The organism is Bacillus sp. LBG-1-113, from assembly GCF_020708615.1.
Lineage (GTDB): Bacteria > Bacillota > Bacilli > Bacillales > Bacillaceae > Bacillus > Bacillus mojavensis.
This window is the reverse complement of sequence record NZ_JAJFDG010000002.1, coordinates 449,700-464,322: the sequence shown is the minus strand read 5'-3', so window position 1 is coordinate 464,322 and position 14,623 is coordinate 449,700. Positions and strand designations below refer to the sequence as shown.

The window sequence follows — 14,623 nt, the reverse complement described above, 5'->3', positions numbered from 1 at the left end:
ATGGCGTTTACCATGCAGCCCGTCCTTACTTCTTCACCTCCAAAAGGAGCGGAATGGCGTTACGAAGTAAAATATGACGGGTTTCGCTGTATTCTCCGCATTAATTCGTCAGGTGTGACATTAACGAGCAGAAATGGTTTAGAGCTTAACAGTACCTTCCCTGAAATTTCTATATTCGCCGAAACTGCTTTTCAGCATATAAAAAAGGAACTTCCGTTAACACTTGATGGAGAAATCGTTTTTTTGGCAAATCCATTCCGTTCAGATTTTGAACATATTCAAGTGCGGGGACGCTTGAAAAGGCCGGATAAGATACAGGAATCCGCAAACTCTCGGCCTTGCTGCTTTCTCGCATTTGACCTTTTGGAACGAAGCGGACAAGATGTATCCACTCATTCCTATATTGACCGAAAAACATCGCTGCATGAGCTGATGTCTGCTGCAAAGCTCCCGGCTGAACCAAATCCTTACGCAAAGGAAACCATTCAGTATATCCCCTCCCACCAGCACTTCGATCCAATTTGGGAGAAGGTTATAAAGTATGACGGAGAGGGAATTGTAGTGAAAAAAATCAACAGCAAATGGATCGAAAAAAAACGGTCATCTGATTGGCTGAAATACAAAAACTTTAAACATGCCGATGTTTGTATCACAGGATTTAATCCTCACAATGGATTTCTGACGGTTTCTGTGTTAAAAAACGGTGTAATGACGCCTGTCGCCTCTGTATCACACGGAATGAGCGAGGAAGAAAAAAATGCCATACGCGCAATTATGGAACAGCACGGACAAAAAACATCATCAGGTGAATACACACTCGAACCATCGATCTGCGCTACTGTTCAGTACTTAACGATTTTACAAGGCACGCTAAGAGAGGTTTCGTTTGTCAAATTTCAATTTCATATGGACTGGACCGACTGCACCTTTGCACAGCTCGTGCGCCGCTCAAAGCCGGTTCATCCAAAACTGCAGTTTACAAGCCTGGATAAAATCATATTTGAAAAGCATAAAAAAACAAAAGAAGATTTCATCCAGTATATGATTGAAATCAGCGACTATCTGTTCCCGTTTCTCAAAGATCGTGCTGTCACGGTTATTCGGTATCCGCACGGATCAAGGGGTGAATCCTTTTTCCAAAAAAATAAGCCTGATTATACGCCGGACTTTGTCCAATCCTTTTTTGACGGGAACCATGAACATGTGGTCTGTAAGGACCTGTCTACCTTATTGTGGCTTGCCAATCAGCTCGCTTTGGAGTTACATGTTCCTTTTCAAACGATTGCAAGCAGAAGGCCGGCAGAGATTGTCATTGATTTAGATCCCCCGTCCCGGGATGACTTTCTAATGGCTGTTCAGGCAGCAAATGAACTTAAACAGCTCTTCGAATCCTTCGGCATCACATCGTATCCTAAGCTTTCCGGCAACAAGGGGATTCAGCTTTACATTCCCTTGTCACCAGAAGCATTTACGTACGAGGACACACGCCAATTTACACAGCTGATTGCCGAATATTGTACCAATGCATTTCCGGAGCTATTTACAACCGAACGCTTGATCAAAAACAGGCATGGAAAATTGTATCTTGATTATTTGCAGCATGCTGAAGGAAAAACGATTATCTGTCCCTATTCCACCAGGGGAAACGAGCTTGGCACCGTAGCGGCGCCGCTCTATTGGCACGAGGTGCAGCCATCTTTGACACCGGCGATGTATACGATCGATACCGTCGTTGACCGGGTCAAGAAACACGGATGCCCGTTTTATGAATTTTACCGCAATCCGCAGGATGAACCTCTTGCCGCTATTTTGAATCAGCTGAAGAAAAAGAGCTGACTTATTCGGTCAGCTCTTTGTGTTATTTCAGCTGTATTTTTTCTCCAAACGTTCACTTTCCTGCCGCTGGAGCGGGCTTAAGGGCTCATTATACAAATCGATATCAACCGCATATTTCGGCCGTCTTTTCACCTCAGAAAAAATCGTTCCGATATATTCGCCGATAATTCCGATTCCCATGAGCTGCAACCCGCCCAGAAACCAAATGGAGATGATGAGAGACGCCCAGCCTGCATTTGTGTGTCCGAGCATTTTTTGAATGACTGCGCCAACCCCCGCCATGGCGCTTACCAAAAATAATAGAAAACCCAAAAGCGTAAAAAAGCGAATCGGGGCCACGCTGAAGGATGTGATTCCGTTAAAAGCGAATGAAAGCATCTTTTTCAGCGGATATTTCGTTTTACCGGCAAAGCGTTCTTTGCGGTCATACAAGACTTCGGCTGATCTGAACCCGATCAAAGGAACGATGCCCCTTAAAAACAAATTGGCTTCCGGATAGCGCGCGAGTTCTTCAAGCGCCCTTTTATTCATTAAACGAAAATCGGCATGATTGTAAATTAACTTAATCCCAAGCTTATTCATGAGCCGGTAAAACCCTGTAGCCGTCGTGCGCTTGAAAAAGGTGTCGGTTTTCCGGCATCGGCGCACGCCGTAAACAATTTCAAAACCATCGTGATATTTCAGCATAAATTCCCTGATAACAGAGATATCATCCTGCAGATCGGCATCAATCGAAATCACGCAGTCTGATTTTTGCTTTGCTTTATGCAGCCCTGCTAAAAGCGCTTTTTGATGTCCGACATTGCAGGCTAATTTTAATCCGGTTACCTTCTTGTTTTTCACGCTTTCCATGGCAATCAAAGACCAGGTGCGGTCTTTGCTGCCGTCATCAACAAATAAAATTTTACTGTCTTCTGATATCATTTTTTCTTCCATTAAGCTGTTTACAACCTCCGTCAGCTGACGGCTTGTCTCTTTAAATACTTCCTCTTCATTGAAACACGGAACGACGATGGTTAACACTGGCTGTGGCTGTTTCAATCGATATCCTCCTTATTTTGTTTCATATAAATAAATGCGCCAGGCGGAGTCTTTATGGTCAAATGTTTTCACGAGCGCCAGGTGGTTTTGATCAGCGTTCATGATGGGAACCGAAGAAAAAATATATCGTCCGCCCATTTGTTTAAACACATCTGTATTTAATTCAAGATGATTGATTGTTTTCTTTGAATTCTTTTTAAAGTCATATCGTTTGCCAAGCTCATCGACGAACAGATAGCAGCGGCTCCCCCATTCATCAAAGTACCGTTTCAATTGGGCGTTTTTTTCGAGCTCTTTTTCAATGATTTTTCTAAATTCATATTTATATGAGAGCGGGTACAGGTTGTTATATGTATCTAAGGTGTAAAAGCCGTTGTACTGGGCAATAGACGGATGCAGACCGATACTCGCCACCCTGTACGAATCTTGCGGGCGCCCGATATACTCCTTAATCTCTTGGAATTGGTCTGACGCGTAAAATTCGCGAAATGTCGGCGCGTTGTAGTGAATGCCATACGTATACTCCTCATTAAAAGGCGCCAGCACCATCAGCTGCGCAGTAACTGCAGCATATACGAGCCATTGCCACTTCTTCCCCATTCGCCAAATGAGGTACAAAGCGAGCGCAAAACTCATATAGATCACCAGCGGGCGCAAAAAATGAAAACGGGCAAAATTGAATTCGGCTAAAAATGCAAATTTCTGTTTTGGAACAGCCCATATTTTGTTGAACCAAAACGCATACCACAGTGAAAGCGCATAATTCAGCACGCAGAGAAAAAGATAAACGTTTTCTTCCCTTGTCCGATTTCGTTTGAACAGCACAGCAAAAAATACGAGTAATAAGATCGGAAGAATCACAACGGTATGAACTGTCATGACATGGTTATGGCCGTAGACAAAGTTTTTGACGGATAAACGCAGAGAGTGCCATACATCATGCCTTGATGAAATAAATTCAATCCGGTGCATCGGCGCGTGTGAGATCACCATTGAATAGACAAGCCGGTACTCGACAAAAAGATAAATACTTGTCATAAAAGCGATGCTGCCTAAAAAAATGAAATTCCATTTTCTTTTTGTGATGACATCATACAGCCAGAAGCATGCCATCCCAGCCAAGAAAAAGAAGAAGCCTAATACAAAGCTTGAATACAGCGGCAGCAAACCGAGCGTCAGCCATTCTCTCCATGAGATATCCCCTTTTCGGATATTCAAAAAAGCCCACAGCGCCAAAGGGTATCCAAGCGTGCTCAGCATTCCAGAAGGCCAAAAAGGCGTTAAGGCAAATGCGAGCGATACGCCAATTCGGATCAATGCCGCTTTCTGCTCCGGAATCACATGTTTCTTCAGCAGCACATACATTCCGAAAAAAGCGACAACTCTCGTAATGGTCTGGCTTACCGCATAGGCGGTCATAGAAGAAAACAACGCGTGCAGCCAAACAATTCCACTCCACTCGGTGCCGAACGCATCCCGGGGCAGTCCGTTAATGATTTGCGGAATGGCCGCATCCACTTTGCCGATGATTTCTCCGCTGTCGGCCAGCACCTTATACCACGCGATATTAGAATCCAAATTATCGTGTACGCGAATATGGGCATCTTCCTTTAAAATAAAAAGCGGGGACACATACAGCAAAAGGAGAAATAAAGCCATCAAAAGATAATAGGTTTCTTTTTTGTGTCGTCTTAATCGTAACATCCCTAACACATCCATCTGTTATTCTGACTTCTATCGGGCATGATCTGCCTCACGTGTCAAAATTTATTATCCCTTTTCCCTTCTAAAACATTCATCAAATGTCAATCCTTTCTGCATTTTTCAAACTGGTCTTCAACCCATTAATTCCCGCTTTCCATAAGGCTGGACCACTTACTATACTGGTAGAAGGGAGGGGATACATGTGTCCATCTTACTTTCATTGGTCATACTGGCTGTTATGCCATTTATATATAAAGCAAACCGCAACACAAAAGATGTGAAGGTCAACACGATTTCAATTGATCAGCAAGACGGCCTTCCAGCAAGAAAAAAACTGAATATCCTTCATTTATCGGATCTTCATTTAGAAAATATTTCTGTATCGCCTGATGAGCTGTATCGTTTAACAAATAATCAACCTGTAGACATCATTGCTCTTACCGGAGATTTTCTGGACCGGAAACGAAATATCCCAAAGCTGGCCGGCTACTTGCAGGCATTGCAAAAACTGAAGCCTGCCTATGGCATGTACGCGGTGTTTGGCAACCATGATTATGTATTAAAAGAAAAGGACTTTCTAAGATTAAAGCGAGTGCTCGAGGAAAATGGATGCATGACGCTTCAAAATGAACATGTTCACATCAATACTGATGCAGGACCTGTTAATATTATCGGCATTGACGATTACAGTACGAATCGCAGTAGAATCACAAACTCTTATAAAGGTCTGGAGAATGGCTATCACCTTGTACTGACACATGATCCGAACATTATATTAGAGATGGAAGATATTCATTTTGACTACCTGTTATCAGGCCATTTTCATGGAGGGCAAATCCACTGGCCAAAGCCGTATCATTTGGTGAAAATGGGCAAGCTTGTACGCATGAATATGATTAAAGGCCTTCATTATCACCACGATAAACCGTTTTATATCAGTGAAGGTTTAGGACAAACTGGCGTTAATATCCGTGTAGGAAGCCGCCCGGAAGTGACTTTCCATCAAATTTAAAAAGACTGAGCTGACCATGGCATCAGTCTTTTGTTTGATAGGTGTGCTGAAGCTTTTCTTTCGAGATAAACAAATAGGATGAATTCGGTAAATTCCGCAAGCTCACTGGCTTTGCCGTTAAATATAAGATTGGCATATGGGTAATTTTTTTAAAAGATCTGTAAAAAGGATTGACCGGGGTTACCACGTCAAAGCCGAGCCTTTCTACCCCTTTATCAAGCATTGTAATGCCAATGATTCCTTTGATTTTTTCGCTTTTTTTATGATTGTTGATATACTCCAGCAGCATCGGCATTGATTGATATACTTTTTGATAAATGATGATTCCTTTTCTGACCGCGCTTTCAATGCTTTGCAGCTCTCTGACCAGCTTGATGTTGTGCAGATGGATTTTAACGAGCACATCGTTTTTTCTTATATGGGTTCCGTCACTCAGCACGACATGATGTCCTTTGTATTTTGTCAGTCTGACTCGAAAGACGCATTTTTGCTCATCATCAATCAAGGTCAGCCTCGAAAAAAAGAAATAAATTGGGTCAATCACTCTCCAAATGGAAAGGAAACAGGTTTTCATCTCTTCACCTTCCTTATCAGCAAAAAAACACCCTTATATTTTGTGATGATTCTCCCCAAAATATAGTTGGCATATTTTTAAGGGGGACAGACATGACAAACATTCTCATTTTTCCTTTTTTAAGTATTTCCACCGGGCATCATCATGTCGCTGATACCTTGAAGACTGATCTGGAATCTAAAGGGCTGCATTCAGAAAAAATCGATATCTTCTCTCATACGTATAAACGCTTAGAAAAACTGTCCTCCTCAGCTTATTTAAAATGGATTCAATATGTTCCGAAAACGTACAGCGGAATATACAAGCTTCTCGCTTGCAGAGATTGTAAGAAGGTCAGACGCTATGCCATGTATGAATGGCTGTTTATGCAAAGCATGAGACAGATTCTCAAAGAAAAACAGCCTGATATCGCCTTCTGTACGCATGCCCTGCCTTCTTACCTGCTGAACCGGCTAAAACCGGAATATCCAAACATGGCCATCGTAAATGTATACACGGATTTTTTTGTGAATCAAGTATGGGGGCGGGAGAACATTGACTACCACTTTGTCCCGATTATGGATATTAAGAAGCAGCTCATGTCCGAAGGAATCAACCAGGAAAAAATATTTATGACCGGCATTCCCGTTCACCGGGCTTTTGAAACAGGAACCGCAGACACCTGTCAGCATCGTCCGCCTTATACTGTCATGATCACAGGCGGCAGTATGGGAGTCGGAGGTATTTTTAAGCTGGTTCAGGAGCTGTCGCCAGGCGGAAATATCTTATACAAAATATTATGCGGCAGAAACGAAAAGCTCTACCGCTATGTTAAAAGTTTACAACATCCTTTTATTGAGGCGATCCCTTACCTTCACAGCAAAGCAGAAATGAACCGGCTGTACGCAGAGGCCTCAGGCGTCATGACAAAGCCAGGAGGCGTAACCATCAGTGAATGCTTAAAGAAAAGGCTTCCGGTATTTATCTATCATGCGCTGCCGGGCCAGGAGGAAATGAATGTGAACCTGTTAAAAGAACGGCAGCTTGTTACAGATATAAGAAACTGGGATATGAAGCGGGCAGAAGAGCGCATTTCCGCATTTTTTCAATCAAATGAGCGGGCAGCAGCAGAAAAGCGTATCAGCAGGTATCTTGGCCAAATGTGCGACCTGAAGATTGAGGAGGTTTTAAACAGGATATTAGATGAATGTGAATATAAAAAAACACTCTCCTGAAAGAGAGTGTGAAATGGCTAACGAAACAGTAAATGCTGGCTGTGGATGCCAGCTTTCTTCAGCAGGAGGATCAGCTGGTCCTGCTCATCAGACGAAAGGCCTGAAAACGCTCTCGCTATACGGAGCGCATGAATTGGATAGATCTTATCCAAATACTCATCCCCTTTATCGGTGAGATGCGCGTAAACAGAGCGTTTATCTTTCGGGTCCTGCTCCCTGACTAAAAACCCGTTTCTTTCTAGCTTGTCAATGACATATGTGACGTTTCCGCTTACAAGCAGAAGTCTCGACCCAATTTGCTGTAATTTTTGCGGGCCTCTCGTATACAAAAGTTCCAGTACGGCAAATTCTGTGGGATTGAAGCCGTGCTCTTTGCTGTCACGGATGCTGTGTTCAGACACACTTTTGAAAGCCCTTGCAAAAACCCTGTACAAATTCATCGCACGCTCAACTTCTTCTTCGTTAAACGATAATCTCATCATATCTACCCCGTATATAGAATTTTTATAAAAAAATAATGAAAACCCTTACATATAATAAGAGTTTAATGCCCTTATTATTTTTATTCGCTATAATTCGAGAAATTCCTTTTCAGGAAACAAAAAAATCCTTATACGTTATTTTGTATAAGGATTTTTTTGGTGATATGGAATGCTGCGAAAGAAATATGCGTATTCCTTTCGCAATTCAGAAAGTGTCATTTTGTTCATTACTTCTTTATTATAAACTCCGATTTGAAAGAGTTTTTCTGAATAATGGCTTCGTTCTTTTTCTAATGCTGATTTCAATAAATTACTCATAGCGTCCTCCTTCATTTTGAGGTATCCTTTTCATAAGATACTCTTTTTAAATGAACGTGGTATGAATCTAGTGTAAAGAATTTATGTTTACAAAGATTTTCGGTAAAGTCCGTTTTGAACTGATCTTAAAAGCTGAAAAGCATGTTCTCCGGCAAGCTGCATAAACGTTTCAAGCATTTCATCCCGTTTCATATCCAACTCGATTATTTCCTTTGCCAATGAGACCGCTTTTTCTTCCTCCATGCTTATCCTTCCTCCTCTCTAATCTTTACATATAGGATAAAGCGCGTTTATCGGTTACGCATCATTCTTGTTAATTTTTCTGCCGTATTTTTTCAAAAATCTGTTATTTCATGTTAGAAAATATAACAAGCGTCAGGTTTTTTCTCTATGTTTTTTATATACTATTATCAAAAGACATCCAGGGGTGGAAAAATGACCACAGAAGATCATTCTTATAAAGACAAAAAAGTGATTTCAATTGGGATTGTCAGTGAATTGACAGGATTGTCCGTAAGACAGATCAGGTATTATGAGGAGCGTAAGCTGATTTATCCGCAGCGTTCTTCAAGGGGCACGAGAAAATATTCTTTTGCAGATGTCGAGCGGCTGATGGATATCGCCAACAAACGCGAAGACGGCGTGCAGACGGCTGAAATTTTAAAAGATATGCGCAAAAAAGAACAAATGGTAAAAAACGATCCGCAAGTGCGGAAAAAAATGCTGGAGGGGCAGCTTAATGCTCACTTTAGGTACAAAAACCGATAAACGATAAAAGTCCGCCTCGCAATCTGAGACGGACTTTTATCGTTTATAATGAGTGAATGAATGCAGTTGCAATACCAAAATAAATTAATAAAGACAAGATATCATTTAGCGTCGTAATGAGCGGGCCTGACGCAATGGCCGGGTCTACATTCAGCCTGTGCAGAATAATAGGGATGATTGTTCCGGACATCGTGCCGATAATCAAGGTCAGCAGCAGTGAAGAGCCGACAACAAATCCTAAAAGCACATTCCCCTGCCATATGATGGCGATTACCGTAATTAAGACAGAGCAGACCGCACCGATATAAATACTCGTTCTGAGTTCCCGAAAAATCAGTTTCATAATCGTTTTTTTATTCATTTCTTCTTTAGATAAACCTCTGATGACAACCGCGAGAGACTGTGTTCCTGTATTCCCTGTCATCCCTGACACCATCGGCATAAAGAATGCCAGCGCCACGACCTGCTTCAGCGTATCTTCAAAATAGCTCATGATGCTGCCTGAAATCAGCCCAATGAACAAGAGCAGGATCAGCCATGGAAGGCGGCGGTATGCTGCAACATATGCATTTGTATCGAAGGTAATGGCTTTACCTGAAGCTGCGAATTTTTCGTAATCCTCATCGGCTTCCCGAATAACGACATCGATGATATCATCGACCGTCACGATCCCGACAAGCACATTGTTTTCTTCCACGATCGGAATCGCTAAGAAATCGTAACGCTCAATCAGCCGCGCCACTTCTTCCTGATCTTGAAGCGCGTCTGCTGCGATGACACGGGTAAACATCAAGTCTTGCACCTTTTCTTCCGGTTCCCCGAGAATCAAATCGCGATATGACAGAACGCCGACAAGCTGCTTACTGTCATTTATGACATATAAGTAGTTGATAGACTCTGCGATTTCCGCGAAACTTTTTAGTTTGACGACCGCGTCTTTTACCGTGTAATGCTGAGGAATCCACACATAACGGTTGGTCATCATGCGCCCCGCTGAATCAGCCGGGTAATTCATAAGGAGCTGAACGGCTTTTGACTCTGAGGCCTCCATGCTGGATAAAAGCTGTTCCTTCAGTTCTTCATCCATTTCTTCAAGCAATTGAGCGAGGTCATCGTTGTCCATTTTGTTCATCGCGAGTGTTGCTTTTGTTTTTCCGACTTTATTTAAGACGGCTAGCTGAAATTCCCGTTCCAGTTCGCCGATCATATCAGTAATATCATCAACAGTTAAATAAGATAAATAGCGGGCGCGGTGTTTTTCCGGCATTTCTTTAAAAATAAACGCCATATCATAGGGCTGAAGCTCATCAATAACACTTCTGAAATCCCTGATTTTTCCGTCTCGCAATAATATAATGATGCGTAAAATGAGTTCGTCATAGGTCATGTTTTGAACCATTGGGACTCGTACCTCCTCTACGGAGACGTGCCGGCCTCGCCAGAAGGTGCGGCAGATCGTCTCCTCATCGTGTGATCAATTGTCTCGCTGTCATAGTATATGGGTACTTCTTCAGATTGACTCGAATGGGGAGAATCCATACTCCGCACCTCCTTTTTGTTCAGCATTTGTTTTCAAGGCATAAAAAAAGCCTTCTGGATTGAAGGGGAAAGAAGCACGGCAAAAAAAGCGTGCGGGCGCCTTCAATCGTAGAGCTTTAGCACTGTATGGCATAGGAGCAATATCCAGCTGCATTAAAAATCACCTTATGTCGATGATTTCTGTTGACCCATTGGCGTCTTTGGACATTTTTGGGCAGCAGCGTATCTCCATACAGGAGCCTCACCTAACGAAGTTCGTAATTGAATTGACACACTGAGATTACAGAAAAAAACAAGCTATGTCAACTTAAAAAAGTTATTAATGCGTTTACACCTCATCAGAAGAAATAAAATAAGGGCCATAAGCCCTTATTCTGTTGTTTGCGTTTCATCATCTTCAGAAAGCAAATGATAGGTTTCATGAAGAAATAAGGCGTACTCCCCTTCCTTCGTCGGATGTGGAACATACTCAGCCTGATTGATGTATTGTTCTTCTTTCTTTTCCATGCGCTTCGCCTCCTTTACTCATTAGATTCTCCAAAAAACCGTTCGTTATCATAAAAAAAACCCCGCGTGTGCGGGGTTAGTCGTCTAATTCCTGTTTAATTATACGTCCGTCCTTTGCAGAGATGTCAAATTCTGCTTCAGTCCCTTGTTTCGTTTGAACCTCAATTTCGTAGATGTACGCACCATCGTCTTCATCCAGCTTGCTTTCTGTGACGGTTCCAGCTGTTTGCTTTAGAGCAATCTGTTCTGCTTCTTCTTTTGTCAAAACAACTTGCTCTTTTTTCTCTTTTAACGGGTCATTGAGAGCTTGTTTGGTCTTAATATCCACATAAACATCATAATCTTCGCCGTCTTTTTCGATTTCAACTTCATAGGCTTCTTTGCCGTTATAGATGTCTCTGTCGATGTCATCCACTGTTCCGTCAACAACTGTTTTGGCAATGGACTCCGCTTCTTGTTCAATAAGTCCGCCAGTTCCAGAAACAGACTGTGTATGTTCATTATTTTCTTTCGCAAGCGCGTTGTAGCTGAACCCTCCGGCCGCTAAACAACCTGCTAATATGCCTATCATCCATCTTTTCTTCAGCATATGTGATTCCTCCCTTGTTTTGTTATGAGTTCAGTTTACACACTCAACATGAAAGGAAAACGAGAGAAAGATGAGAATTTGATGAGAAAACCATTAGTCTTCATAGATAATATTAGAAACTTTGCCGGTATAGGCGTTTATTTTCACTGTAGCTTCCTTGTCATTCGGGAGATCAACATCTACTTCAAACAAGAGAGTGCCTTCGCTTTCTTCCAAATCGGCGTCATCCGCTTTTCCTCCAGCTTCACGCTCTGCGATGGCTTTTGCCTCTTTTTCCGAAATTGTTGTCTTTTGTTTGTCTTTGCTGCTGATTTTATCAGCGGACACCACCGCTTTTGCTTTTATATCTACCTTCACTTCGTATGTTTCCCCATTATTTTTTTGAATGGTATACAACACAATACCGTGTTTTCGCGTGTGTTTTTTGACGGTGCCCGGCACCCGCACCAGAGCAAGCTGCTCAGCTTCTTTTTCTGTCATGTCAGATGTGTTCGTCTCTTTCACTCTGTTCATTGACAATATGTCACCCGATTTAGCATCAGCTTTCAGAAAATAAATTCCTTTTGGATTTTCCAGAGTCATATCATAGGTTTTTTTATCATTGGATCGCGTCACTTTTGTGATGTCGCCTTCATAGGAGGCTTCTACTTTTTTTATGACTGCCTCCTTTGACAGCACGTCCTCATGAGTCTGCTGAATGATAAGAACCGCGCAGATGACAATAGCTAAAACGGTTGCCGCCGCCGCTCCTGTTTTCATACGTTTTGTCATAGCGCTCCCCCATTCTGTTCTCTAAATTGCATTGTGACATTTGTTCCCTGTCCCGGTTTGCTTTTTACAGACAGGTCAATGCCATGCTCATCGGCAATATGTTTCGCAATGGATAGACCTAAACCCGTTCCGCCTGTTTTGCGGTTACGCGCCTCATCCGCCCGGTAAAAACGTTCAAACAGGTGCGGGAGATGCTCCTCAGGTATGCCGATTCCTTCATCCCTTACAGACAAAAACGGCCGGCTGTTTTTGGTTCCTGCGGAAATCACAATGCCCTTGTCACTATACTTTATGGCATTATCAAGCAAAATCGTCAGCAGCTGCTTTATGCGTTCTTCATCTGCCGTTACGAGCAAATGCTCTTTGCCCGTCTCGAGAAAAATGTCGCGTTTATAAACCGGCTGGAGTGTTTGTATGACGGCGCGCGACATTTCAATCAGGTCAACCGTTTTCAGATCAAGCTCCAGTTCTTTATGGCTCTTGGCCAGCGTAAGCAGCTGATTGGTCAGTTTTTTCATATGGATCGCTTCCGAATGAATGGCTTCAATGGATTCCTCAAGCACTTCTGGCCTTTTTGCCCCCCAGCGTTTCATTAGATTGCTGTAGCTTTCAATAATGGTGAGCGGGGTTTTCAGCTCGTGTGAAGCGTCTTGGACGAATTGCTGCTGTTTGTCGTAGTGCTCTTTCAGCATGCTCGCCATCTCATTAAAAGTCAGCCCCATTTGGTATAATTCGTCGTGCGACTGTCCTTTTAGAGAAATTGTTTTGAATGCTTTTTCTCTCTGGATGTCTTTCATCGTTGTCACCAATTGTCTGATTGGATTGATGATGTGGCGGGCGAGTAAGCTGCCGGCAAAGAAGGAAGCGATACAGACCGCTGCGCTGGCCGCAATTAAAATAATTTTTAGCAGAAAAAGACTTTCTTCTGTATGCTCCAGCCTTTCCACGAGCTGAAGAGATACGACTTGTCCATCTGTCCAAATGACAGGGACAGCTGCTGCTGCAAACAGTTTGCCTTTATGCTTTGTCACGTCTGTCGTTTCTCCGCTGTGAAAAGTAAGAGGGAAGTCTTTATATGCTTTTTCCTTGGTGATGGTCATAACGGCTTTCTGATCCGCATTCACTATCCGTACCATTCCGTTTGCCTGAAGATACGCCTGCAGCATATCCTGCAGAGCCACTCCTTGTGTTTCGGCGGTATGAAGAGCTTCGGCGATATTGTCCGTTTCATCGGCAAGACGGGCTGCATCCTTTGAGGTGAGTGCCGATGAAAAAATGAGATAGACCGCAGTATGGACCAACATTAATAAAATCAACAGCCAAATAGATGTATAAAGATGAATCTTAGTCTTCAGCTTCATCATTTACCCCTTAATGGTATAGCCGACTCCGCGCACAGTATGAATCAGCTGTTTTTCGTAAGGATAGTCCAATTTTTTTCTGATATACCTTATGTACACGTCGACGACATTTGTATCACCGATGTAATCAAACCCCCATACAGAGCTGAGAATTTGCTCCCTCGTCAGCACTTGTTGCGGATGCTTCAGCATATAGACGAGCAAATCAAATTCCCGAGGCGTTAATTCAACCTCTTTGTCTCCCCGTCTGACTTCACGTGTTTTCTCGTTTACTTGCAAATCGTCATATGTCAAAAATGTGCCGATAACCTCTGTTTTGCTTCCGGTTTGGCGAAGTGCCGCTCGGATTCTAGCAAGCAATTCTTCAATTTCAAACGGCTTGGTGATATAGTCATTCGCACCGATGTCCAGCCCTGTTACCTTATCTGGAATGCTGTCGCGGGCGGTTAATAAAATAACCGGTGTTCCTTGATCTGTTTTCCTCAGCCGGCGCAGCACTTCAAGCCCGCTCATCCCAGGCAGCATGACATCAAGCAGCAGCAGGGAATACGAACCTTCGGCGGCCGCGTCAAGCCCTTCAGTGCCATTATGTTTGATGGTCACGCTGTATCCTTCATATTCCAATTCAAGCTGAAGGACCCTGGCGATTTTTTCTTCATCTTCCACAATTAATATGTGCCCTTTTTCCAAATCCGCTCATCCTCTCATGTTCCTATATGAAAAAAATGATTTCATTGTTTACAAAATGATTCTTATCATCTATTATGATGTCAAAATAAAAAATTGTATACGGAAAGCACTAGGGGTGCTGTTATGGCTGAGATAAAGCGCGAACAAACGCGCTTTGATCCCTTATGACCCGATCTGGATAATACCAGCGTGGGGAAGTGCAGGTTGACCGAAAGGT

Annotated in this window: 17 protein-coding genes and 2 riboswitches; of the genes, 4 read left to right on the top strand and 13 right to left on the bottom strand. The window is 42.8% G+C overall.

The features are described from left to right. On the top strand, nt 1-1,836 hold the full coding sequence (locus LJF29_RS08575) for a DNA ligase D (protein WP_229148040.1): 1,836 nt from the start codon (nt 1-3) through the stop codon (nt 1,834-1,836). 27 nt (nt 1,837-1,863) lie between these two features. Here LJF29_RS08575 and LJF29_RS08570 read toward each other — a convergent pair whose 3' ends face one another. After that, on the bottom strand, nt 1,864-2,877 hold the full coding sequence (locus LJF29_RS08570) for a glycosyltransferase family 2 protein (RefSeq protein ID WP_229148038.1): 1,014 nt from the start codon (nt 2,875-2,877) through the stop codon (nt 1,864-1,866). A gap of 12 nt (nt 2,878-2,889) precedes the next feature. Beyond that, nucleotides 2,890-4,581: a DUF6044 family protein gene (locus LJF29_RS08565; protein ID WP_229148037.1), complete on the bottom strand. Its 1,692-nt coding sequence runs from the start codon at nt 4,579-4,581 to the stop codon at nt 2,890-2,892. Nucleotides 4,582-4,819: 238 nt separating this feature from the next. Here LJF29_RS08565 and LJF29_RS08560 point away from each other — a divergent pair, with 238 nt between their 5' ends. Further along, nucleotides 4,820-5,593, top strand: a complete 774-nt coding sequence (locus LJF29_RS08560) for a metallophosphoesterase (RefSeq protein WP_229148177.1) — start codon at nt 4,820-4,822, stop codon at nt 5,591-5,593. 22 nt (nt 5,594-5,615) lie between these two features. Here LJF29_RS08560 and LJF29_RS08555 read toward each other — a convergent pair whose 3' ends face one another. Beyond that, nucleotides 5,616-6,167: a YkoP family protein gene (locus LJF29_RS08555; RefSeq protein ID WP_168747586.1), complete on the bottom strand. Its 552-nt coding sequence runs from the start codon at nt 6,165-6,167 to the stop codon at nt 5,616-5,618. Between the two features lie 92 nt (nt 6,168-6,259). Here LJF29_RS08555 and LJF29_RS08550 point away from each other — a divergent pair, with 92 nt between their 5' ends. Further along, nucleotides 6,260-7,381 (top strand): MGDG synthase family glycosyltransferase, encoded by a 1,122-nt coding sequence (locus tag LJF29_RS08550; protein ID WP_229148036.1) that lies wholly within the window; start codon nt 6,260-6,262, stop codon nt 7,379-7,381. Nucleotides 7,382-7,398: 17 nt separating this feature from the next. Here LJF29_RS08550 and LJF29_RS08545 read toward each other — a convergent pair whose 3' ends face one another. From LJF29_RS08545 to LJF29_RS08535, 3 genes are all read right to left on the bottom strand, one after another. After that, entirely contained in the window at nt 7,399-7,863 is a 465-nt protein-coding gene (locus LJF29_RS08545; RefSeq protein WP_229148035.1) for a MarR family winged helix-turn-helix transcriptional regulator, read from the bottom strand. 135 nt (nt 7,864-7,998) lie between these two features. Further along, nucleotides 7,999-8,181: a hypothetical protein gene (locus LJF29_RS08540; protein WP_010333975.1), complete on the bottom strand. Its 183-nt coding sequence runs from the start codon at nt 8,179-8,181 to the stop codon at nt 7,999-8,001. Nucleotides 8,182-8,268: 87 nt separating this feature from the next. Next, entirely contained in the window at nt 8,269-8,424 is a 156-nt protein-coding gene (locus LJF29_RS08535; RefSeq protein WP_229148034.1) for a hypothetical protein, read from the bottom strand. 192 nt (nt 8,425-8,616) lie between these two features. Between LJF29_RS08535 and tnrA the strand changes: the two genes are divergently transcribed. Beyond that, complete coding sequence (tnrA, locus tag LJF29_RS08530; RefSeq protein WP_003239028.1) at nt 8,617-8,949, top strand: MerR family transcriptional regulator TnrA; 333 nt, start codon at nt 8,617-8,619, stop codon at nt 8,947-8,949. A 43-nt stretch (nt 8,950-8,992) separates the two neighbouring features. Here tnrA and mgtE read toward each other — a convergent pair whose 3' ends face one another. The 7 genes from mgtE to ykoG form a co-directional block, all read right to left on the bottom strand. Next, nucleotides 8,993-10,348, bottom strand: a complete 1,356-nt coding sequence (mgtE, locus tag LJF29_RS08525; RefSeq protein WP_229148032.1) for a magnesium transporter — start codon at nt 10,346-10,348, stop codon at nt 8,993-8,995. A gap of 17 nt (nt 10,349-10,365) precedes the next feature. Further along, nucleotides 10,366-10,488 carry a hypothetical protein gene (locus LJF29_RS21170; RefSeq protein WP_267495994.1) on the bottom strand — a complete coding sequence of 41 codons (123 nt, stop codon included), beginning with the start codon at nt 10,486-10,488 and terminating at the stop codon, nt 10,366-10,368. 94 nt (nt 10,489-10,582) lie between these two features. Then, a riboswitch (M-box (ykoK) riboswitch) is annotated at nt 10,583-10,748 on the bottom strand. Between the two features lie 109 nt (nt 10,749-10,857). Next, the gene (locus LJF29_RS08520) at nt 10,858-10,995 is read right to left on the bottom strand and encodes a transcriptional regulator SplA domain-containing protein (RefSeq protein WP_003218541.1); all 138 of its coding nucleotides are present in this window, start codon (nt 10,993-10,995) and stop codon (nt 10,858-10,860) included. A 76-nt stretch (nt 10,996-11,071) separates the two neighbouring features. Beyond that, nucleotides 11,072-11,584, bottom strand: coding sequence for a PepSY domain-containing protein (locus LJF29_RS08515; RefSeq protein WP_229148031.1), 513 nt, complete (start codon nt 11,582-11,584; stop codon nt 11,072-11,074). A 93-nt stretch (nt 11,585-11,677) separates the two neighbouring features. Then, a complete protein-coding gene (locus LJF29_RS08510) occupies nt 11,678-12,355 on the bottom strand; it encodes a PepSY domain-containing protein (protein ID WP_229148030.1) in 678 nt (225 codons plus the stop codon). Further along, complete coding sequence (locus tag LJF29_RS08505) at nt 12,352-13,716, bottom strand: sensor histidine kinase (protein ID WP_229148028.1); 1,365 nt, start codon at nt 13,714-13,716, stop codon at nt 12,352-12,354. Before LJF29_RS08505 ends, LJF29_RS08510 begins: the two co-directional genes overlap by 4 nt. 3 nt (nt 13,717-13,719) lie before the next feature. Beyond that, nucleotides 13,720-14,406, bottom strand: coding sequence for a two-component system response regulator YkoG (ykoG, locus tag LJF29_RS08500; protein WP_229148026.1), 687 nt, complete (start codon nt 14,404-14,406; stop codon nt 13,720-13,722). A 101-nt stretch (nt 14,407-14,507) separates the two neighbouring features. Then, nucleotides 14,508-14,619, top strand: a riboswitch (TPP riboswitch). Nucleotides 14,620-14,623 lie beyond the last annotated feature (4 nt).